Here is a 19,808-nt window from a genome sequence, read left to right on the forward strand (position 1 = left end):
GTGAATGGATAAGATCGAAGTTCGGGGCGCCCGCACCCATAATCTCAAAAACATCAACCTCGTCATCCCACGCGACAAACTGATTGTCGTCACCGGGCTGTCAGGGTCAGGCAAATCCTCATTGGCTTTCGACACACTGTATGCCGAAGGGCAACGTCGCTACGTTGAATCACTCTCTGCCTATGCGCGCCAGTTCCTGTCGCTAATGGAGAAGCCGGACGTCGATCATATCGAAGGGCTGTCGCCGGCGATTTCCATTGAACAGAAATCAACGTCCCATAACCCTCGCTCTACGGTGGGGACCATTACCGAAATTCACGACTATCTGCGCCTGCTGTACGCGCGCGTCGGCGAGCCGCGCTGCCCGGACCATGATGTTCCTCTGGCCGCACAGACCGTCAGCCAGATGGTCGACAACGTGCTCTCGCAACCGGAAGGCCAGCGCCTGATGCTGCTGGCGCCAATCATTAAAGAACGTAAAGGCGAGCACACCAAAACGCTGGAGAACCTGGCCAGCCAGGGCTATATCCGCGCGAGGATCGACGGCGAGGTCTGCGATCTTTCCGATCCGCCGAAGCTGGAACTGCAAAAGAAACACACCATTGAGGTGGTGATCGATCGCTTCAAAGTGCGTGACGATCTGTCCCAGCGTCTGGCCGAATCCTTTGAAACCGCTCTGGATCTTTCCGGCGGTACCGCCGTTGTCGCCAATATGGACGATGAAAAAGCGGAAGAGCTGCTGTTCTCCGCCAATTTTGCCTGCCCGATTTGCGGCTACAGCATGCGTGAACTGGAACCTCGTCTGTTTTCGTTCAACAACCCGGCAGGCGCCTGCCCGACCTGTGATGGTCTGGGCGTTCAGCAGTACTTCGATCCCGACAGGGTTATCCAGAATGCGGAGCTGTCGCTGGCGGGCGGCGCCATTCGCGGCTGGGATCGCCGTAACTTCTACTACTTCCAGATGCTGAAGTCGCTGGCAGAGCATTATCAGTTCGATATCGAGGCGCCGTGGGGCACCCTGAACGCCGACGTACAGAAGGTCATTTTGTACGGTTCAGGCAAAGAGAATATTGAATTCAAATACATGAACGACCGTGGCGATACTTCAGTACGCCGTCACCCGTTCGAAGGCGTGCTGCATAATATGGAACGCCGCTACAAAGAGACGGAATCCAGCGCGGTGCGCGAAGAGCTGGCGAAATTTATCAGCAATCGCCCATGCGCCAGCTGTGACGGTACCCGTCTGCGCCGCGAAGCTCGCCACGTCTTTGTCGAAAATACGCCGCTGCCCACCATCTCTGACATGAGCATTGGCCACGCGATGGATTTCTTCACCAATCTGAAGCTGTCCGGCCAGCGGGCGCAAATTGCGGAGAAAGTGCTGAAAGAGATTGGCGATCGCCTGAAATTCCTCGTCAACGTCGGCCTGAACTACCTGACGCTCTCCCGTTCGGCAGAAACGCTCTCCGGCGGTGAAGCCCAGCGTATTCGCCTGGCAAGCCAGATTGGCGCCGGCCTGGTCGGCGTGATGTATGTGCTGGATGAGCCGTCCATCGGCCTGCATCAGCGCGATAACGAACGTCTGCTCGGCACGCTGGTTCATCTGCGTAATCTGGGCAATACGGTGATTGTCGTCGAGCATGATGAAGACGCCATCCGCGCCGCCGACCACGTCATCGACATCGGCCCAGGGGCCGGGGTACACGGCGGCCAGGTCGTGGCTGAAGGAACGCTGGACGCGATCATGGCGGTGCCAGAATCCCTGACCGGGCAGTACATGAGCGGCAAACGCAAGATTGAAGTACCGAAGCAGCGCGTGCCTGCCGACGCGGAAAAAGTGCTCAGGCTCACCGGTGCGCGCGGTAACAACCTGAAGGATGTGACGCTGACGCTGCCGGTCGGCCTCTTTACCTGTATCACCGGGGTCTCCGGTTCAGGTAAATCAACGCTGATTAACGATACGCTGTTCCCGATTGCCCAGCGTCAGCTCAACGGCGCCACCATCGTCGAACCTGCGCCATATCGCGATGTGCAGGGGCTGGAACACTTCGATAAGGTCATCGATATCGACCAGAGCCCGATCGGCCGTACGCCGCGCTCAAACCCGGCAACCTATACCGGCGTCTTCACACCGGTACGTGAACTGTTTGCCGGCGTGCCGGAATCGCGCTCACGCGGCTATACGCCTGGGCGCTTCAGTTTTAACGTCCGCGGCGGGCGCTGTGAAGCCTGTCAGGGTGATGGCGTGATTAAAGTCGAAATGCACTTCCTGCCGGATATTTATGTGCCGTGTGACCAGTGCAAAGGCAAGCGCTATAACCGCGAAACGCTGGAGATTAAGTACAAAGGCAAGACCATTCATGAAGTGCTGGATATGACCATTGAAGAAGCGCGTGAGTTCTTTGATGCCGTTCCAGCGCTGGCGCGTAAGCTGCAAACGCTGATGGACGTCGGCCTGACCTATATTCGTCTCGGCCAGTCCGCTACGACGCTGTCCGGCGGCGAGGCCCAGCGCGTGAAGCTGGCGCGCGAGCTGTCAAAACGCGGCACCGGCCAGACGCTGTATATTCTCGATGAGCCGACGACGGGGCTGCACTTTGCCGATATCCAGCAGCTGCTGGACGTTCTGCACCAGCTGCGCGATCAGGGCAACACCATCGTGGTCATTGAGCACAACCTGGATGTCATCAAAACGGCGGACTGGATCGTTGATCTTGGGCCGGAAGGCGGCAGCGGCGGCGGTGAAATCCTCGTCTCCGGTACGCCAGAGACCGTTGCAGAGTGCGAAGCCTCGCACACCGCGCGCTTCCTCAAACCCTTGCTGAGCTAATCACCGTGAAAGCTGCTGTCGGGTTGGTTCCGACAGCAGCCGTACCGCCTGCTGGTAGGAGGCATCCACCAGGTAGTAAATCTGCGAATCCGGCAAAGACCCATCAAGAAAGACCGTACTCCAGTGGGCTTTATTCAGATGTCTGCTGGGGCGGATATCCACATGCTGTTCCCGCAGCAGTTCGGCAAGCTCCGGACTGGCTTTCAGCGACACGGCTGGCCGCTTATCTTCCACTTCTTTCACTAATGCAAAGAGCACGTCCGACACTTTAATCTGCGTGGCCTTCCAGTCGCTGTGCACGCTTTGCTCTGCGCCCGGTTTTGCCATGCAGTACAGCAATAACTCCGAAATTGTCATCTGTTATTCCCCCGTGAGCGTCGCAACGATATGCCGCGAACCGCCGTGAATACGATGTTCCCCTAACCAGATCCCTTGCCAGGTCCCCAGACTGACGCGCCCGTCCTGCACCGGCAGCAACAGGGAGACGCCAAGCATCGACGACTTGATATGCGACGGCATATCATCAGGACCTTCATAATCATGTTCGTACGGCGCATTATCCGGCACCGCGTTGAGAAAATACTGCTCCATGTCGTAGCGGACGGTCGGATCGCAGTTTTCGTTAAGCGTCAGGGAAGCGGAAGTGTGCTGGAGCAGCAGATGCAACATACCGACTTTGACGCGCGACAGCGCGTGGAGCTGGCCGAGGATCTCGTCAGTTACCAGATGAAAACCGCGAGATTTTGCGCCTAACGTCAAAGTTTGTTGATGCCACATAAACGACCCCTGTTGCGAATGAATCTCTCTAAGTGTGCAGCAATAAGCGAAAAGGTAAAACCTCCCCACGCGCTTTTTCGTACAAAAAAGCGGCAGCCCGGAGGCTGCCGCTTTCGCTTCTGACACATTTGCGCAGAAGGTGAAATTAGTATTCTGAATTGACGATCACTTCTTCACCCTGCGCTCCGGCCATCGGCAGAGGTTTATATGACGAGTTTGACGCGCGCAGTACGCGAATGCCGCGAGCCCCGGCATCACGCGCGGCAGAGATGTCGTTATCGGAATCCCCGTAGAAGACCTTAATATTCTTCTCTTTCAGCCATTGGACTTTCGTATTCTGCCCCGGCTTGTCGCCGGCAAAAATAACCGGGTTCATGTTTGCCGCCGGGATCAGGAAATCATCCTGCAGCGTTTTCGAGACCGTTTCAGTTTTGGTCTGACTGCGCCCGGTAACGAAATAAATGCTATCGCCGCGCTTCACATGCATCGCAATCAGATGGCGCGCCACCTCTTTTGGCATGCTGAATTCATCCCAGCCGTTATTCATTTTTTCCCAGAATTCCGGGTTTTTCAGGTAAGCATCGCTGCCGGGAGAGAAAGTTTTTTGGCCGCGCCAGAAACCTGGGCTGGAAAACAGAACGGTGTCATCGATATCAAAACCCACGGCAAACGGCTGACGACCCAACAGGCTGTTTTCAATCTGTGCGACGGAAACCCAGTGAACAGGCGCCTGCTCAGCCAGTCTGGCGACGTTGGTACCTGGATTTAATTGTGACGGAGAAGACTCCAGGGCGATTGCCGAGTGATTTAACGTGAAAAGTAAACAGAAGGCGCTAAAGGCCAAAGTTATCTTGCGCATAGTTATCCCTTTTAAGCGTCACCCTGCCAACTGCCGCTTTGCTGGCCGCAAGGCGCCTGAGGCAGCCGTCGCGATACAGCGCGGATGACGGTGCGTATGAGTCGTCGAATCGTTATAATTTTCAATAATGTGGCTGCTTATTACTGGACCCTGACCTTAACCCCGGCCTTCGCCGATGAAAAGAATTTTCTGCTCAGATGTCATAGAAAAAGAGAATGATCACACTTCGGAAGGGAGTAGTCCTTTCCCGCAGACGGGAAAGGACATGATATTCGCGGAAAATTAGATAACGGCAGAAAATGCCTGCGCGACGCGCTGGACGTTACGTGAATTGAGACCCGCCACGCACATCCGGCCGCTGGAAATCAGATACACGCCAAACTCTTCACGCAGACGATCAACCTGTGCCGCACTCAGGCCGGTGTAGCTGAACATCCCACGTTGTTTGAGCAGGTAGTCAAAATTGACGCCCGGTAGCGCTTCTTTCAGGACATTCACCAGCTCCTGACGCATCGCCAGAATACGCGTACGCATCTCTTCGACTTCCGCCAGCCAGCAGGCTTTCAGCTCCGCATCATTCAATACGGTCGCGACAACCTGAGCGCCAAAGTTCGGCGGGCTGGAGTAATTGCGACGGACGGTCGCCTTCAGTTGCCCCAGCACGCGGTTTGCGGTTTCTGTGTCTTCGCAAACGATCGACAGGCCGCCCACGCGCTCACCGTACAGCGAGAAAATTTTCGAGAAGGAGTTGCTGACCAACATCGGTATGCCGGCGTGGGCGATCGCGCGAATCGCGTAAGCATCATCATCCATTCCCGCCCCAAAGCCCTGATAGGCGATATCGAGGAAAGGAATCAGGTTGCGCGCTTTCAGCACCTCGGCGATTTGATCCCACTGGGCATGATTCAGATCGGCGCCCGTCGGGTTATGGCAGCACGGATGTAGCAGCACAATATCGCGCTCAGGCAGGGTCTGCAGTTTCGCCAGCAGCGCATCAAAACGCACGCCGTTGGTCTCGTTATCAAACCAAGGGTAAGTGCTTACTTCGAAGCCAGCCCCTTCGAATATGGCGATATGGTTCTCCCAGGTCGGGTCGCTGACCCAAACGCGAGAACCCGGGAAGTAGCGTTTTAGAAAATCGGCACCCACTTTCAATGCGCCGGAACCGCCCAGCGTCTGAATAGAGGCGACGCGCTTTTGCACCAGCACCGGGTGTTCTGCACCGAACAACAGCGGGGCAATCGCGTTGCGATAAGCGTTCAGCCCTTCCATCGGTAGATACAACGAGGCGCCGTGCGGCTGAGCGTTAAGACGCGCTTCCGCTTCAGCAACCGCCTGTAGCTGCGGGATAATCCCGTCTTCGTTGTAATAGAGGCCGATGCTAAGGTTTACTTTGTCACTACGCGGATCTTCTTTGAAACGCTCCATCAAGGAGAGAATGGGATCGCCAGCGTAGGCGTCAACTTTTTGAAACACGTGATGTTTCTCCGGGTTTACGAGAGGCAGGTCATAACACAATAAACCGGAAGCAGAAGAAGATCGAGAGGATGTTGGCGGATAGTTGGCGGAAAGTCGGCGAAGATCGCACGCATCTCGTTCGCCCTCAGGGGAATCTCCCGACTCGCAGCGTAAAGCCTGCGTCGGTTCCTGACGACACCCCCGTTCAGCGCAGCCCTGCCGGAGATGTCACAACCGCGATGTATCGACCCGACGTACGCTTAATCCACGTACTTCATCGAGACTCTGGAAGTCAGGCGGGTAATAAGTTCGTAAGCACTCACATTCGTCAGTGCGGCAATACGCTCGACGGGCAGACCTTCCCCCCAGAGCACCACCGGGTCGCCGGACCTATCCTGCGCCTCAGGCCCAAGATCGACGCAAATCATATCCATCGCCACACGACCAACAATCGGCACTTCCCGGCCGTTAACCAGCACCGGTGTACCGGTGGGCGCCGCGCGCGGGTAGCCGTCGCCGTAGCCCATCGCCACCACGCCTAGCCGGGTATCTCGTTCGCTCACCCAGGTACCGCCATAGCCTACCGGTTCACCCGCTTTATGTTCGCGTACGGCAATCAGGCTCGACGTCAGCGACATCACCGGCTGACAACCAAAATCTGCGCCGGTGGAAGGGCTATCCAGCGGCGATACGCCGTACAGGATGATGCCCGGGCGGACCCAGTCAAAATGCGACTGCGGCCACAGCAAAATTCCGCCCGATGCCGCGATGGAACGCAGGCCAGGCTTTCCTTCACTGAAGGTGCTGAAAATATCCAGCTGGCGTTCGGTGGCGCCGCATTCGGGCTCATCCGCCCGCGCGAAGTGACTGACGATATTGACCGGCTGGCGCACGTTTTTACACTGGCTTAAACGCTGCCAGAAGGCATCCGCCTGCTCCGGCAGGACGCCCAGACGATGCATCCCGGTGTCCAGTTTCATCCAGACGGTGACGGGCTCAGGCAGCTCAGCCTGCTCCAGCGCTTCCAGCTGCTCCGGGCTGTGTACCGCCGTATGCAGTTGCTGCGCGGAAATAACCGGCAGATCGGCCGCATCAAAGAAACCTTCCAGCAGCAGGACCGGTTTCGTGATACCGCCAGCGCGCAGGCGCAGGGCTTCTTCGAGACGGGCGACGCCAAAGGCATCGGCATCAGGGAGCGTTCGCGCGGTCTCGAGAAGACCGTGTCCGTAAGCGTTCGCTTTCACCACTGCAACCAGTTTACTGGCAGGCGCCAGTTCACGCAGACGTTGCAGGTTGTGTCGCAGAGCGCGGCGGTTAATGACAACAGTTGCCGCTTGCATTTAAATTCCTTGATAAAAAGATCGCCTAAATCATGCGTGTTCGCGCAGGCGTTTCTGAACAGCGCCTGCGCTGGCCCGAAGGGGCGAGGACGCAGTCCGGGTCACGCAACAAACCTGAGAGTCTCCGGGAGCTTAGTACACTAACTGACCGGAGCGAGCCGGTGCTGTCAACGCACCGGCGGCGCGAAGGATGACGGCGATTTATTCGTCGTCGTACTGTGGTCCCGCATAATTATCAAAGCGCGACCACTGCCCGTTAAAGGTCAGACGTACCGTCCCGATGGGCCCGTTACGCTGTTTACCAATAATAATTTCCGCGATGCCTTTTAAATCACTGTTCTCGTGATAGACCTCGTCACGATAGATAAACATGATTAAGTCGGCGTCCTGCTCAATGGAGCCTGATTCACGCAAGTCGGAGTTCACCGGGCGCTTATCGGCACGTTGTTCCAGCGAGCGGTTAAGCTGCGACAGCGCAACCACCGGCACCTGAAGCTCTTTCGCCAGCGCTTTTAACGAACGGGAAATTTCCGCAATTTCCAACGTACGGTTATCGGAGAGCGACGGTACGCGCATCAGCTGCAGGTAGTCGATCATGATAAGACCGATGCCGCCGTGTTCACGGGCAATACGTCGTGCGCGGGAACGAACTTCCGTCGGCGTCAGGCCGGAGGAGTCATCGATGTAGATATTGCGTTTTTCCAGCAGGATACCCATGGTGCCGGAAATGCGCGCCCAGTCTTCATCGTCCAGCTGGCCGGTACGGATACGGGTCTGATCGACCCGTGACAGCGATGCAAGGGAACGCATCATAATCTGTTCTGATGGCATCTCAAGGCTGAAGATAAGTACCGGCTTATCCTGCAACATCGCCGCATTCTCGACGAGGTTCATCGCAAATGTTGTCTTACCCATCGATGGACGCGCGGCGACAATAATCAGATCCGACGGCTGCAGGCCGGCGGTCTTTTTGTTCAGATCGTCATAGCCGGTATTGACCCCGGTGACGCCGTCATGCGGCTGCTGGAACAGCTGCTCGATACGCGCAACGGTCGCATCGAGGACGTCGGCGATATTTTTCGGGCCTTCATCTTTGTTGGCACGGCTTTCCGCAATCTTGAACACCCGGGATTCGGCCAGGTCGAGCAGGTCTTCGCTGGTACGCCCCTGCGGGTCGAAGCCCGCCTCGGCGATTTCATTCGCCACCGAAATCATCTCACGGACAACGGCGCGTTCACGTACGATGTCCGCATAGGCGCTGATGTTCGCCGCACTTGGCGTGTTTTTTGACAGCTCAGCCAGATACGCGAATCCGCCAACGCTGTCCAGCTGCCCCTGTCGCTCCAGTGATTCCGCCAGCGTAATCAGGTCGATCGGGCTACCCGTCTCCTGCAGACGCGCCATTTCCACAAAGATATGGCGGTGCGGACGCGTATAAAAATCTTCCGCCACAACGCGCTCGGCGACGTCGTCCCAGCGTTCGTTGTCCAGCATTAAACCGCCCAACACCGACTGTTCCGCTTCAATCGAGTGCGGCGGGACTTTTAGCCCGGCGACCTGCGGATCGCGCTCACGGGGTTCAGTCTGCGGTTTGTTGAAGGGTTTATTTCCTGCCATATTGAATACAGATACCGGGATAGAGATGGGGTCGAAATATTAGCACAGGTCTCTGTTTTGACCCACCCAAATGAAACTGGAGATAATCATGGCAACACGAATAGAATTTCATCAACACGGTGGGCCGGATGTACTCAAGGCCGTAGAATTTACCCCTGCGGAACCGCAAGAAAACGAGATCCAGGTAGAGAACAAGGCCATCGGCATTAACTATATCGACACCTACATCCGCAGCGGCCTCTACCCGCCGCCCTCTCTGCCAAGCGGCCTGGGTACCGAAGCCGCGGGCGTGGTGACGAAAGTCGGACGCAGCGTGCAGCACATTAAAGCTGGCGACCGCGTCGTCTACGCTCAGTCAGCGCTGGGCGCCTACAGCTCAGTCCATAACGTGATTGCCGATAAGGCCGCTCTTTTGCCGGACGGTATCTCCTTTGAACAGGCTGCCGCATCGTTCCTGAAAGGGCTGACGGTCTATTACCTGCTGCGGAAAACCTACGAAATCAAGCCCGGTGAACCGTTCCTGTTTCATGCGGCGGCCGGTGGCGTCGGGCTGATTGCCTGCCAGTGGGCGAAGGCGCTGGGCGCTAAACTGATCGGTACCGTCGGCAGCGCGCAAAAAGCGCAGCGGGCAAAACAGGCCGGCGCCTGGCAGGTCATCAACTATCGCGAAGAGAATATCGTTGAACGCCTGAAAGAGATAACCGAAGGGAAAAAAGTCCATGTGGTCTATGATTCCGTGGGCAAAGATACCTGGGAAGCATCGCTGGATTGCCTGCAGCGCCGGGGGCTGATGGTCAGCTTCGGGAACTCTTCCGGCCCGGTAACCGGCGTCAACCTGGGGATCCTCAACCAGAAAGGATCGCTGTACGTCACCCGCCCTTCACTGCAGGGCTATATCACCAACCGTCAAGAGCTGGCGGAAGCCAGCAGCGAACTGTTTTCGTTGATTGCCAGCGGCGCGATTAACGTTGACGTGGCGGACAGCCAGAAATATGCCCTGACCGATGCCCGGCGCGCGCATGAAGTGCTGGAGAGCCGCGCCACCGAAGGCTCAAGCCTGCTGCTGCCGTAACGAGTAAATCGAGCAAGGTTAACGCTGCCAACGTTTCGGTCTCTTAATCGCGTATTTATGGAGGCTCTGCCTAAATAATTCGGGCTACAGGAAGGCGGCAAGAGAGCGAATCCTTGGGAGCTTACTCCAGTAAGTGACCGGGGTGAGCTAACGTAGCCAACGCTTCTGTAGTTCGAAGTATCACGGGAAGCCCTCCCTAAATAATTCGGGCGACAGGAAGGCGGCAAGAGAGCGAATCCTCGGGAGCTTACTCCAGTAAGTGACCGGGGTGAGCTAACGTAGCCAACGCCCCTGTAGTTCGAAGTATGACGGGAAGCCCTCCCTAAATAATTCGGGCGACAGGAAGGCGGCAAGAGAGCGAATCCTCGGGAGCTTACTCCAGTAAGTGACCGGGGTGAGCTAACGTAGCCAACGCTTCTGTAGTTCGAAGTATCACGGGAAGCCCTCCCTAAATAATTCGGGCTACAGGAAGGCGGCAAGAGAGCGAATCCTCGGGAGCTTACTCCAGTAAGTGACCGGGGTGAGCTAACGTAGCCAACGCCCCTGTAGTCTGAAGTATGACGGGAGGGACGGGAGAGCAGAAAAGTTTAGGGCTTCCATAAGGAAGCCCTGACTTTTTTTAGTTCGGCTGTATGTAGGGTACAGCGCGATGAATTCGTTAACGCGCTAATAGTGACAGATTTAATAAGCAAAACCTACGCTGTTCTATGCAAAATTCTTCAGGTTGTGACAGACCGCTCACTCCCTTAATAACGCCAGCGGTTGTTACTACGGTAGCCTGTCGTTTTTGGCGTATTTATCGACCGAATCACCCACACGACCGCAATGGCTAACAGCAGCCACGGCAGCAGCTTAATCATCATCGCAAACAGCCCGCCGACAAACATCAGCACTGTCGCAACGACAATCGCGGCAAGAATCCCCAGAATCGACACGCCGGTGACCAGCAACATGACAAAAAATCCAATGACAAATAAGAGTTCCAGCATCGTCTTCTCCCCAAAGAAATAACCGAATGACTCTCCGGATATTACAAGAAACGTGCCAAAATTAACGTATTGAATTTAAAGGAAAACGCCCTGACGATTAAATCAGGGCGTGGCGTATTTGACTAAATTTTAGCGCAAGATTAACGCTTATCGGCAACCAGCTTCAGCGCATGTTCCAGCACGTTAATATCCGCCCCCGCCTTGTGCGCATTTTCACTCAGGTAGCGACGCCACTGCCGTGCGCCTGGGATACCCTGGAACAGGCCCAGCATATGACGCGTGATATGGCCCAGATAGGTGCCGTTGGACAGCTCACGCTCGATATACGGGTACATCGCGCGCACCACGGCGACCGGGTCGCTGTCGGCACCATCCACCGCAAAGATCTCCCGGTCGACCGCGGTCAGGATCCCCGGATTCTGATAGGCCTCGCGCCCCACCATCACGCCGTCCATATGCTGCAGATGCAATTTCGCCTCTTCCAGCGACTTAATCCCGCCGTTGATCGCCATCGTCAGGTGCGGGAAGTCGCGTTTCAGCTGATAAACGCGCGGATAATCCAGCGGTGGAATTTCACGATTCTCTTTTGGACTCAGGCCGGAGAGCCAGGCTTTGCGGGCGTGGATGATAAACATCTCGCACTCACCGTTTCCGGAGACGGTATTGATGAAATCACACAGGAATTCATAGCTATCCTGGTCATCGATGCCGATACGGGTTTTTACCGTGACCGGGATGGACACCACGTCGCGCATCGCTTTGATACAGTCCGCTACCAGCTGCGCATTGCCCATCAGGCAGGCGCCGAACATCCCGTTTTGCACGCGGTCGGACGGACAGCCGACGTTGAGGTTGATCTCATCGTAGCCGCGCGCTTCCGCCAGTTTCGCACACTGCGCGAGTGCAGCAGGATCGCTGCCGCCCAGCTGCAGGGCCAGCGGATGCTCTTCTTCGCTATAGGCCAGATAGTCGCCTTTGCCATGAATAATCGCCCCGGTCGTCACCATTTCGGTATACAGCAGCGTATGGCGCGACAGCAGGCGCAGGAAATAGCGACAGTGCCTGTCTGTCCAGTCGAGCATCGGCGCGATGGAAAAACGATGGGCGGCAAAAGCGTGAGATGTTGATTCTGGCATCATGGCGATAAACAGGCATCCGGGTAAAAAGGGGCGCTACTATAGCACAAAGATAAATCACAGAGGCATAGCACCGCGACGGGTGCTGTGCATCTGCTGGACGGGCTAGCGCCTGCGCGGTTTACCATCGTGCGGGCCGAAAAATTGCGGCGGATGATCGACCCAGCGATCCTGACGCGTAGCGGCATATTCCGGGTTCAGCGGATAGTAGATGCGGTTAAATTTCTTGTTCGACTCCCCCACCACTAACAAGCGAACTTCCTGGTCGGTATTATTCAAAAAGGTGTGACACACTCCGGTTCCGGCCGGAAAACCGACGCTGTCGCCCGGCTCAAGCTTCCACAGATAGCCGTTAATCCAGACTTCGGGGTAGCCATCCAGCACATAGATAAACTCCTCCTCATCACTTTCAGCATGGGGATAAGAGGTTCGACGGCCCGGAGGCAAACGTTCATGATGAATACCCAGCCGGTTGAGCCTTAATCCTCGCGCCAGCGGCGCGCCGATGGAAAAACGCTCCGGGTTATTGGGATAAGTGGCATCATCTGGGCCTTCCAGTTCGCGCCAATGTCGAATGCAATCAGGTCTTTTCATCGTTTTCTCCCGAAAATGAGATGCATCAGGTATAGCACAAGCCGCCGGTTCTCGGCGTTTTGCCTGGATCGTGATAAAGTAACAACTTCAGACTCACGCAACCAGAGGATGCTCATGAATAAGACCACTTCGCAAGAAATGTTAGCGCATGCTGAAAAGCTCTGCGCACAGCGCGGCGTGCGCCTGACTCCGCAGCGCCTGGAAGTGTTGCGTTTGATGAGCCTCCAGCAAGGGGCGATTAGCGCGTATGACCTGCTCGACCTGCTGCGCGAGAAAGAGCCGCAGGCGAAACCGCCGACGGTCTACCGGGCGCTGGAGTTTCTGCTGGAACAGGGATTCGTGCACAAGGTGGAATCGACCAACAGCTACGTGCTGTGCCATCTTTTCGATCAGCCGACCCATAGCTCAGCCATGTTTATCTGCGACCGCTGCGGCGTGGTCAAAGAAGAGTGTGCCGAAGGCGTTGAAGACATTATGCATACGCTGGCGGCCAGAATGGGTTTTGCGCTACGCCACAATGTGATTGAAGCACACGGCCTGTGCGCGGGTTGTGTCGAGGTCGAAGCCTGTAGCACCCCGGGACACTGCCATCACGACCATACCATTCAGATTAAAAAGAAAGCCCGCTGAGGCTATCGCCGCAGCGGGAATCCAGGTTGCCGGTACCTCCATGTACCATCGGGCAGGCAATAACAAAGGGTTAATTCGTTAACACTCACCGCTACCAGCGGTGATCGTTTTTTCGTTCCCAGTCAGACACTTCTTTCTCCGCCTGATCTTTAGCGTATCCATAACGCTCCTGGATTTTCCCGACCAGCTGGTCACGCTTACCTTCAATGACGGTCATATCGTCATCGGTCAGCTTGCCCCATTTTTCTTTCGCTTTACCTTTCAACTGTTTCCAGTTACCGCCGATTTCGTCTTTGTTCATAATTCAATCCTCATCGTTCGGTGAGTTAACAGCCCGCTGTGTGCCGGACATAGTATTAACTATAGATAAGAATTCTGAGTTGAATTTATTATTCGGAATCTTTAACCAATTACATATCAAAAATCGCTACGAAAACCAGGTGCCACGCCGCCAGTGTCGCCGCCAGATGACCGCCAGCGACAGACCGCGCAGCGCGAGGAAGACCGCCAGCGCCAGCCATAGCGCGTGGTTGCCAAGGACCGGCAGCGTCAGCAGCGTCAGGGCAAACCCCGCCGCCGCCACCGCCATGCTGTTGCGCATCTCAGCCCCGCGCGTCGCGCCGATGAACATGCCATCCAGCAAATAACACCACACGCCAATCACCGGCAAAACGATCTGCCAGATCAGATAGCGATCGGCAAGCAGCTGAAGCGAGGGTAGCGAAGTCAACAGGGCGATAATCTGCTGCCCGGCTACGGCATAGGTTGCCGCAAAGGCCAGCGCCACCATTCCCGACTGGCGGCAGGCCGCCCGCCAGACATCAAGCAACTGGCTACCGTCACGCGCGCCGTACGCCTGTCCGGAGTGCGCTTCCACGGCATAAGCAAAACCATCCAGGGCATAGGCGGTGAAGGTCAACATGGTCATCAGGAGCGCGTTGACGGCAACGATCTCACCGCCAAGACGAGCGCCGAAAACGGTCACCGCACCAAAGCACAACTGAAGCAGCAGAGAGCGCAGCATGATATCGCGATTGAGCGCCAGCAAGCGGCGCACATCTCCGCGCCACGCGCGCTTGAGCAGGGCAAATGACACGCCGCGTAGCGCCAGCACGCGCCTTGCCATCAGCAGCCCGATGATAAAGGTGACATATTCGGCGGTGACCGTCGCCAGCGCGGCCCCCTGCACGTTCAGGTGCAGGCCCATCACCAGCCACAGATCGAGCACAATATTCAGCAGGTTGCCAACGATCAGCAAAATCACCGGCGCCCGGGCGTACTGTACGCCCAACAGCCAACCGAGCAGCACCAGGTTTGCCAGCGATGCCGGCGCACTCAGCCAGCGGATGTCGAGAAAGCGCCGCGCCTGCTCCAGCACCGCGTCATTGCCGCCAACAATATGCAACGCCAGATCGATAAGCGGGGTTCGGAAAATCACAATCAGCAGGCCGGCGCCTGTTGCCAGCCCCAGCGGCTGCACCAGTGCCCGCGCCAGGCGGAGAGGATCTTTGGCGCCAAAGGCCTGCGCCGTCAGTCCGGTGGTACTCATCCGCAGGAAAAGCAGCAGCATGAAGAGAAAACTGGTGGCCGTCGCGCCGACCGCGACACCGCCGAGGTAAACCGGGCTGTCGAGATGGCCAATCACGGCGGTATCCACCAGTCCCAGCAGCGGAACGGTGATATTGGAGAAAATCATGGGTAGCGCCAGGCGCCACAGGGCCTTATCAGCGGCGTTAAAGAACATGAGAAAGAGCCTGACCGGGAGGAGACAGCGCAGCATCATGCATCAGACGATGCTGCGTGGGGAAGGTGTTACAGCCACTCGCCGTTGCGAATCACGCCAACGGCCAGCCCTTCGATAGTGAAATTTTGTTCGCGTAGATTCACCACGATAGGGGAAAACTCGCTGTTTTCTGGCAGAAGTTCGACGATATTGCCCTGTTTTTTAAGACGCTTAACGGTGACCTCTTCGTCAATACGCGCCACGACAACCTGGCCGTTGCGTACATCCTGCGTTTTATGGACCGCCAGCAGATCGCCATCGAGAATACCGATATCTTTCATTGACATGCCGCTTACCCGCAGCAAAAAGTCGGCGTTCGGCTTGAACATCGCCGGATCGACCTGGAAGTGGCCTTCGATATGCTGCTGAGCCAGCAGCGGCTCACCGGCCGCCACGCGGCCAATCAACGGTAAACCCGGTTCTTCTTCCGTAAGCAGGCGAATCCCCCGGGAGGCGCCGGAGATAATCTCGATCGCGCCCTTACGCGCCAGCGCTTTCAGGTGTTCTTCCGCCGCGTTTGGGGAACGGAACCCCAAGCGCTGAGCAATTTCCGCACGCGTCGGCGGCATGCCCGTCTGGCTGATGTGATCCCGAATGAGATCAAACACCTCTTGCTGCCTGGTCGTTAACGCTTTCATCCCGCCCCCTGGGTGTATATACAGTTATGCTGTGAGTATATACAGCTAACGGTGATTTTGGAATCAAATTTCACACAAAAATCAGGAGATTCTTTCCATTTTGCGTCCCCGATAGCCCATTGCGCCAGGGGTGGTTGTCGCCAGCCGGGCAAAACCCATCGGGGGTCGGCCGATCGCCGGGAGGACATCGCCAGGCGGGGGCATCTCACAAAGTGGTCGCTCAGTGATAGCGGGCCCACAGCAAGAGGCCCCAGGTGATCAGCGCGATCACAATGGCCAGCAGCACCGCCGCAGAACCCATATCTTTCGCCCGACCGGACAGCTCATGATGTTCCGGGCCAATACGGTCCACCACCGCCTCAATCGCGCTATTAAGAATTTCGACTATCATCACTATCAGGACCGAGCCTATCAGCAGCACACGCGTGATGGCGTCAACGTCCAGCCAGCAGGCGATCGCGACAGCAACAATGGCGGCGATGCCTTCTTGACGAAATGCGGCCTCATTTATCCATGCCGCACGGAACCCTTTCCAGGAATAACCTGCCGCTTTAATGATTCGGGTTAACCCAGTGGTATTATTGGCCATCAAAAGAACCTTTTTATGTAAATGACGTCAATGAGTGTACGCGTTTGCCGCGTGGCAACGGAAATTTTGCGCGCTTTCTGTTATTCTTGCCGCGCATTTGCATGATTAACCAGAGGCTTCACATCGTTTATGTCCGGCTGGCAACGAATTTACTATAAATTACTGAATTTACCATTACGGGTGCTGGTAAAAAGCAAGTCTATTCCCGCAGAACCTGCTCAGGAATTAGGGCTGGATACCTCGCGTCCGATCATGTACGTCCTGCCTTATAATTCCAAGGCGGACCTGCTGACCCTGCGCGCCCAGTGCCTGGAGCACGATTTACCCGATCCGCTTGAACCGCTGGAAATCGATGGCGCGCTGCTGCCGCGCTACGTATTTATCCACGGTGGCCCGCGCGTCTTTACCTACTACGCGCCGAAAGAAGAGTCGATTAAGCTGTTCCACGACTACCTGGATCTGCACCGCAACCATCCTGACCTGGACGTGCAAATGGTGCCAGTCTCGGTGATGTTTGGTCGTGCGCCAGGGCGCGAAAAAGGCGAAGTAAACCCGCCGCTGCGCATGCTGAATGGCATTCAGAAGTTCTTCGCCGTTCTGTGGCTGGGCCGCGACAGCTTTGTCCGTTTCTCGCCGCCGGTTTCTCTGCGCAGAATGGCCACCGAACACGGCACCGATAAAATTATCGCCCAGAAGCTGGCCCGCGTCGCGCGTATGCACTTCGCCCGCCAACGTCTGGCCGCCGTCGGCCCACGTCTGCCGGCACGTCAGGATCTGTTCAATAAGCTGCTGGCCTCCAAAGCCATCGCCCGCGCGGTGGAAGATGAAGCGCGCAGCAAGAAAATTTCCCATGAGAAGGCGCAGCAAAACGCCATCGCGCTGATGGAAGAGATCGCCGCGAATTTCTCTTATGAGATGATTCGCCTGACCGACCGCGTTCTCGGTTTTACCTGGAACCGTCTCTATCAGGGGATCAACGTCCACAACGCCGAGCGCGTACGTCAGCTGGCCCATGAAGGGCACGAAATTGTGTACGTACCGTGCCATCGTAGCCATATGGACTATCTGCTGCTCTCCTACGTGCTGTATCACCAGGGGCTGGTGCCGCCGCATATTGCCGCCGGTATCAACCTGAACTTCTGGCCAGCAGGCCCCATTTTCCGCCGCGGTGGCGCATTCTTTATTCGCCGTACCTTTAAGGGCAATAAGCTCTATTCCACGGTGTTCCGCGAATATCTCGGCGAGTTGTTCAGCCGGGGTTACTCCGTGGAGTACTTCGTTGAAGGGGGCCGCTCGCGTACCGGCCGTCTGCTGGATCCGAAAACCGGCACCCTGTCGATGACCATCCAGGCCATGCTGCGCGGCGGGACCCGACCGATCACGCTGGTGCCTATCTACATCGGTTACGAGCACGTGATGGAAGTGGGCACCTACGCCAAAGAGCTGCGCGGTGCGACGAAAGAAAAAGAGAGTCTGCCGCAGATGCTGCGCGGCCTGAGCAAGCTGCGTAACCTCGGTCAGGGCTATGTTAACTTTGGCGAACCACTGCCGCTGATGACTTACCTGAACCAGCATGTTCCGGAATGGCGTGAGTCAATCGATCCGATCGAAGCGGTGCGCCCATCGTGGCTGACACCGACGGTCAACAACATTGCTTCCGATCTGATGGTGCGCATCAACAACGCCGGCGCGGCCAACGCCATGAACCTGTGCTGCACCGCGCTGCTGGCCTCTCGTCAACGCTCGTTGACCCGCGAACAGCTGACGCAACAGCTGGAGTGCTACCTCGATCTGCTGCGCAACGTACCGTACTCCCCGGATGCGACCACGCCGGCGGCCTCGGCCAGCGAGCTGATTGACCACGCGCTGAAGATGAATAAGTTCGAGGTCGAGAAAGATACCATCGGCGATATCATCATTCTGCCGCGCGAGCAGGCGGTGCTGATGACCTACTATCGCAACAACATCGCCCATATGTTGATGCTGCCGTCGCTGCTGGCGGCGATCATTACCCAGCATCGTCGTATCACCCGCGCGGAAGTGCTGCGTCACGTTGAGATGTTCTATCCGCTGCTGAAGGCCGAGCTGTTCCTGCGCTGGGAAAAAGCAGAGCTGGCTGGCGTCATCGATGCCCTGGCGGCGGAAATGCAGCGTCAGGGACTGATTGTCCTGAGCGATGATGCCATCAGCATCAATCCGTCCCACTCCCGTTCCTTGCAACTGCTGGCCGCAGGCGCGCGTGAAACGCTCCAGCGCTACGCCATTACCTTCTGGCTGCTGAGCGCGAACCCGTCTATCAACCGCAGTTCGCTGGAGAAAGAGAGCCGCACGGTGGCGCAGCGTCTGTCGGTGCTGCACGGTATCAACGCGCCGGAGTTCTTCGATAAAGCGGTATTCAGTACGTTAGTGCTGACGCTGCGCGATGAGGGCTATATCAGCGATACCGGCGATGCTGAGCCGGCAGAGACGCTGAAGGTCTACCAGATGCTGGCCGATCTGATTACGTCGGATGTGCGCTTGACGATTGAAAGCGTCACGCAGGATGAAGCGTAACGGCTGAGGCGGGCCTTCCTCTCCCCCGGCCATGGCGTTCGCGCCGCACGCCGGGGGAAGGAAGAGACTACTGCAGATAGCTCATTGCCAGACCGAGAAACACCACCAGTCCGACGTAGTTATTATTTAAAAACGCTTTAAAGCAGTCGTCCCGTTCGCGCCGGAAAATCAGCTTCTGCTGCCAGAAAAAAAGCCCTGCGGCGATAAACAGCGACCAGTAATATTCCCAGTGCAGCCCGTTCAGCCAGCCGATGGCAGCCAATAGTATCAGCACCCCAATCTGCAACATACCGATAATGGTACGGTCATGTTCGCCGAACAAGATCGCCGTTGATTTAATCCCAATTTTGACGTCATCGTCCCTGTCGACCATCGCGTACTGGGTATCGTAAGCCACCGCCCACAGAATATTGGCGAGGAACATCAGCCAGCAGCTCAGCGGCAACGCTTCGCTCACCGCCGAGAAGGCCATCGGAATCGACCAGCCGAACGCTGCGCCCAGCACCACCTGCGGCAGATGAGTGTAGCGCTTCATAAACGGATACACCCACGCCAGCGCCAGCCCGGCAACCGAAAGCAGGATAGTCATGGTGTTTAAGGTCAGCACCAGCAGGAACGAAAGCAAAACCAGCACGGCAAACAGAATCCGGGCCTCTTTCTCCGAGACATCGCCGCTGGGTAACGGACGGCGGGCGGTGCGTTTGACATGGCCGTCAAACTTTCGGTCGGCGTAATCATTCACCACGCAGCCGGCGGCGCGCATCAGCCAGACACCGGCGACAAAAACGGCCAGAATCCACAGCGGTGGAATCCCCGGCGTCGCCACCCACAGTGCCCACAGCGTCGGCCACAGCAGCAGCAGCGCGCCAATGGGTTTGTCAGTACGCATCAGGCGATGAAACGCCAACAGCTTATTCTGCGCCAGACTCCTCTCCATTTTCTT

18 protein-coding genes are annotated in these 19,808 nt (G+C 56.8%); 4 read left to right on the forward strand and 14 right to left on the reverse strand.

Going from position 1 to position 19,808, the window contains the following annotated elements; all coding sequences use genetic code 11:
• The first annotated feature begins 4 nt into the window (after positions 1-4).
• Complete coding sequence (gene uvrA / locus AC236I_RS23515; RefSeq protein WP_004856481.1) at positions 5-2,830, forward strand: excinuclease ABC subunit UvrA; 2,826 nt, start codon at positions 5-7, stop codon at positions 2,828-2,830.
• On the opposite strand, the gene AC236I_RS23520 is transcribed toward uvrA, so the two are convergent.
• From AC236I_RS23520 to dnaB, 6 genes are all read right to left on the reverse strand, one after another.
• On the reverse strand, positions 2,831-3,187 hold the full coding sequence (locus AC236I_RS23520) for an MmcQ/YjbR family DNA-binding protein (protein WP_004856479.1): 357 nt from the start codon (positions 3,185-3,187) through the stop codon (positions 2,831-2,833).
• Between the two features lie 3 nt (positions 3,188-3,190).
• Positions 3,191-3,607 carry a secondary thiamine-phosphate synthase enzyme YjbQ gene (locus tag AC236I_RS23525; protein ID WP_004856477.1) on the reverse strand — a complete coding sequence of 139 codons (417 nt, stop codon included), beginning with the start codon at positions 3,605-3,607 and terminating at the stop codon, positions 3,191-3,193.
• Positions 3,608-3,752: 145 nt separating this feature from the next.
• The gene (gene aphA / locus AC236I_RS23530) at positions 3,753-4,466 is read right to left on the reverse strand and encodes an acid phosphatase AphA (RefSeq protein WP_004856476.1); all 714 of its coding nucleotides are present in this window, start codon (positions 4,464-4,466) and stop codon (positions 3,753-3,755) included.
• 282 nt (positions 4,467-4,748) lie between these two features.
• Entirely contained in the window at positions 4,749-5,942 is a 1,194-nt protein-coding gene (gene tyrB / locus AC236I_RS23535; RefSeq protein ID WP_032718544.1) for an aromatic amino acid transaminase, read from the reverse strand.
• Positions 5,943-6,184: 242 nt separating this feature from the next.
• Complete coding sequence (gene alr / locus AC236I_RS23540) at positions 6,185-7,264, reverse strand: alanine racemase (RefSeq protein ID WP_015585366.1); 1,080 nt, start codon at positions 7,262-7,264, stop codon at positions 6,185-6,187.
• A gap of 201 nt (positions 7,265-7,465) precedes the next feature.
• On the reverse strand, positions 7,466-8,881 hold the full coding sequence (dnaB, locus tag AC236I_RS23545; RefSeq protein WP_004856470.1) for a replicative DNA helicase: 1,416 nt from the start codon (positions 8,879-8,881) through the stop codon (positions 7,466-7,468).
• Positions 8,882-8,969: 88 nt separating this feature from the next.
• Here dnaB and AC236I_RS23550 point away from each other — a divergent pair, with 88 nt between their 5' ends.
• Positions 8,970-9,953, forward strand: coding sequence for a quinone oxidoreductase (locus AC236I_RS23550; protein ID WP_004856468.1), 984 nt, complete (start codon positions 8,970-8,972; stop codon positions 9,951-9,953).
• A 746-nt stretch (positions 9,954-10,699) separates the two neighbouring features.
• On the opposite strand, the gene pspG is transcribed toward AC236I_RS23550, so the two are convergent.
• The 3 genes from pspG to AC236I_RS23565 all read right to left on the reverse strand — a co-directional run bounded on the left by pspG (position 10,700) and on the right by AC236I_RS23565 (position 12,672).
• A complete protein-coding gene (gene pspG, locus AC236I_RS23555) occupies positions 10,700-10,942 on the reverse strand; it encodes an envelope stress response protein PspG (protein WP_004856466.1) in 243 nt (80 codons plus the stop codon).
• A 140-nt stretch (positions 10,943-11,082) separates the two neighbouring features.
• Positions 11,083-12,081, reverse strand: a complete 999-nt coding sequence (dusA, locus tag AC236I_RS23560; RefSeq protein WP_004856463.1) for a tRNA dihydrouridine(20/20a) synthase DusA — start codon at positions 12,079-12,081, stop codon at positions 11,083-11,085.
• Positions 12,082-12,183: 102 nt separating this feature from the next.
• A complete protein-coding gene (locus tag AC236I_RS23565; RefSeq protein ID WP_004856461.1) occupies positions 12,184-12,672 on the reverse strand; it encodes a cupin domain-containing protein in 489 nt (162 codons plus the stop codon).
• 114 nt (positions 12,673-12,786) lie between these two features.
• Here AC236I_RS23565 and zur point away from each other — a divergent pair, with 114 nt between their 5' ends.
• Entirely contained in the window at positions 12,787-13,302 is a 516-nt protein-coding gene (gene zur / locus AC236I_RS23570) for a zinc uptake transcriptional repressor Zur (protein WP_004856459.1), read from the forward strand.
• Between the two features lie 91 nt (positions 13,303-13,393).
• Here zur and AC236I_RS23575 read toward each other — a convergent pair whose 3' ends face one another.
• From AC236I_RS23575 to AC236I_RS23590, 4 genes are all read right to left on the reverse strand, one after another.
• Positions 13,394-13,603 (reverse strand): CsbD family protein, encoded by a 210-nt coding sequence (locus AC236I_RS23575; protein ID WP_004856456.1) that lies wholly within the window; start codon positions 13,601-13,603, stop codon positions 13,394-13,396.
• 126 nt (positions 13,604-13,729) lie between these two features.
• Positions 13,730-15,046 carry an MATE family efflux transporter DinF gene (dinF, locus tag AC236I_RS23580; protein WP_004856454.1) on the reverse strand — a complete coding sequence of 439 codons (1,317 nt, stop codon included), beginning with the start codon at positions 15,044-15,046 and terminating at the stop codon, positions 13,730-13,732.
• Between the two features lie 68 nt (positions 15,047-15,114).
• On the reverse strand, positions 15,115-15,723 hold the full coding sequence (lexA, locus tag AC236I_RS23585) for a transcriptional repressor LexA (RefSeq protein ID WP_004856448.1): 609 nt from the start codon (positions 15,721-15,723) through the stop codon (positions 15,115-15,117).
• A 220-nt stretch (positions 15,724-15,943) separates the two neighbouring features.
• Positions 15,944-16,312 carry a diacylglycerol kinase gene (locus AC236I_RS23590; RefSeq protein WP_004856446.1) on the reverse strand — a complete coding sequence of 123 codons (369 nt, stop codon included), beginning with the start codon at positions 16,310-16,312 and terminating at the stop codon, positions 15,944-15,946.
• A 129-nt stretch (positions 16,313-16,441) separates the two neighbouring features.
• On the opposite strand from AC236I_RS23590, the gene plsB reads away from it, so the two are divergent.
• Positions 16,442-18,865 carry a glycerol-3-phosphate 1-O-acyltransferase PlsB gene (gene plsB / locus AC236I_RS23595; protein ID WP_004856443.1) on the forward strand — a complete coding sequence of 808 codons (2,424 nt, stop codon included), beginning with the start codon at positions 16,442-16,444 and terminating at the stop codon, positions 18,863-18,865.
• A 67-nt stretch (positions 18,866-18,932) separates the two neighbouring features.
• Here the strand turns inward: plsB and ubiA are convergent, their stop codons facing one another.
• On the reverse strand, positions 18,933-19,802 hold the full coding sequence (gene ubiA, locus AC236I_RS23600; protein WP_004856440.1) for a 4-hydroxybenzoate octaprenyltransferase: 870 nt from the start codon (positions 19,800-19,802) through the stop codon (positions 18,933-18,935).
• Between the last annotated feature and the right edge of the window lie 6 nt (positions 19,803-19,808).

This window comes from Klebsiella sp. Sb-30 (assembly GCF_057652795.1).

Excerpts from the sequence above, each read along its gene's own strand:
- zur (WP_004856459.1), top strand. The coding sequence starts at position 12,787 with ATGAATAAGACCACTTCGCAAGAAATGTTAGCGCATGCTGAAAAGCTC.
- aphA (WP_004856476.1), bottom strand. The coding sequence starts at position 4,466 with ATGCGCAAGATAACTTTGGCCTTTAGCGCCTTCTGTTTACTTTTCACG.
- plsB (WP_004856443.1), top strand. The coding sequence starts at position 16,442 with ATGTCCGGCTGGCAACGAATTTACTATAAATTACTGAATTTACCATTA.
- lexA (WP_004856448.1), bottom strand. The coding sequence starts at position 15,723 with ATGAAAGCGTTAACGACCAGGCAGCAAGAGGTGTTTGATCTCATTCGG.
- dusA (WP_004856463.1), bottom strand. The coding sequence starts at position 12,081 with ATGATGCCAGAATCAACATCTCACGCTTTTGCCGCCCATCGTTTTTCC.
- alr (WP_015585366.1), bottom strand. The coding sequence starts at position 7,264 with ATGCAAGCGGCAACTGTTGTCATTAACCGCCGCGCTCTGCGACACAAC.
- AC236I_RS23565 (WP_004856461.1), bottom strand. The coding sequence starts at position 12,672 with ATGAAAAGACCTGATTGCATTCGACATTGGCGCGAACTGGAAGGCCCA.
- dnaB (WP_004856470.1), bottom strand. The coding sequence starts at position 8,881 with ATGGCAGGAAATAAACCCTTCAACAAACCGCAGACTGAACCCCGTGAG.
- AC236I_RS23520 (WP_004856479.1), bottom strand. The coding sequence starts at position 3,187 with ATGACAATTTCGGAGTTATTGCTGTACTGCATGGCAAAACCGGGCGCA.
- AC236I_RS23525 (WP_004856477.1), bottom strand. The coding sequence starts at position 3,607 with ATGTGGCATCAACAAACTTTGACGTTAGGCGCAAAATCTCGCGGTTTT.
- AC236I_RS23575 (WP_004856456.1), bottom strand. The coding sequence starts at position 13,603 with ATGAACAAAGACGAAATCGGCGGTAACTGGAAACAGTTGAAAGGTAAA.
- uvrA (WP_004856481.1), top strand. The coding sequence starts at position 5 with ATGGATAAGATCGAAGTTCGGGGCGCCCGCACCCATAATCTCAAAAAC.
- AC236I_RS23590 (WP_004856446.1), bottom strand. The coding sequence starts at position 16,312 with ATGGCCAATAATACCACTGGGTTAACCCGAATCATTAAAGCGGCAGGT.
- dinF (WP_004856454.1), bottom strand. The coding sequence starts at position 15,046 with ATGTTCTTTAACGCCGCTGATAAGGCCCTGTGGCGCCTGGCGCTACCC.
- AC236I_RS23550 (WP_004856468.1), top strand. The coding sequence starts at position 8,970 with ATGGCAACACGAATAGAATTTCATCAACACGGTGGGCCGGATGTACTC.
- pspG (WP_004856466.1), bottom strand. The coding sequence starts at position 10,942 with ATGCTGGAACTCTTATTTGTCATTGGATTTTTTGTCATGTTGCTGGTC.
- ubiA (WP_004856440.1), bottom strand. The coding sequence starts at position 19,802 with ATGGAGAGGAGTCTGGCGCAGAATAAGCTGTTGGCGTTTCATCGCCTG.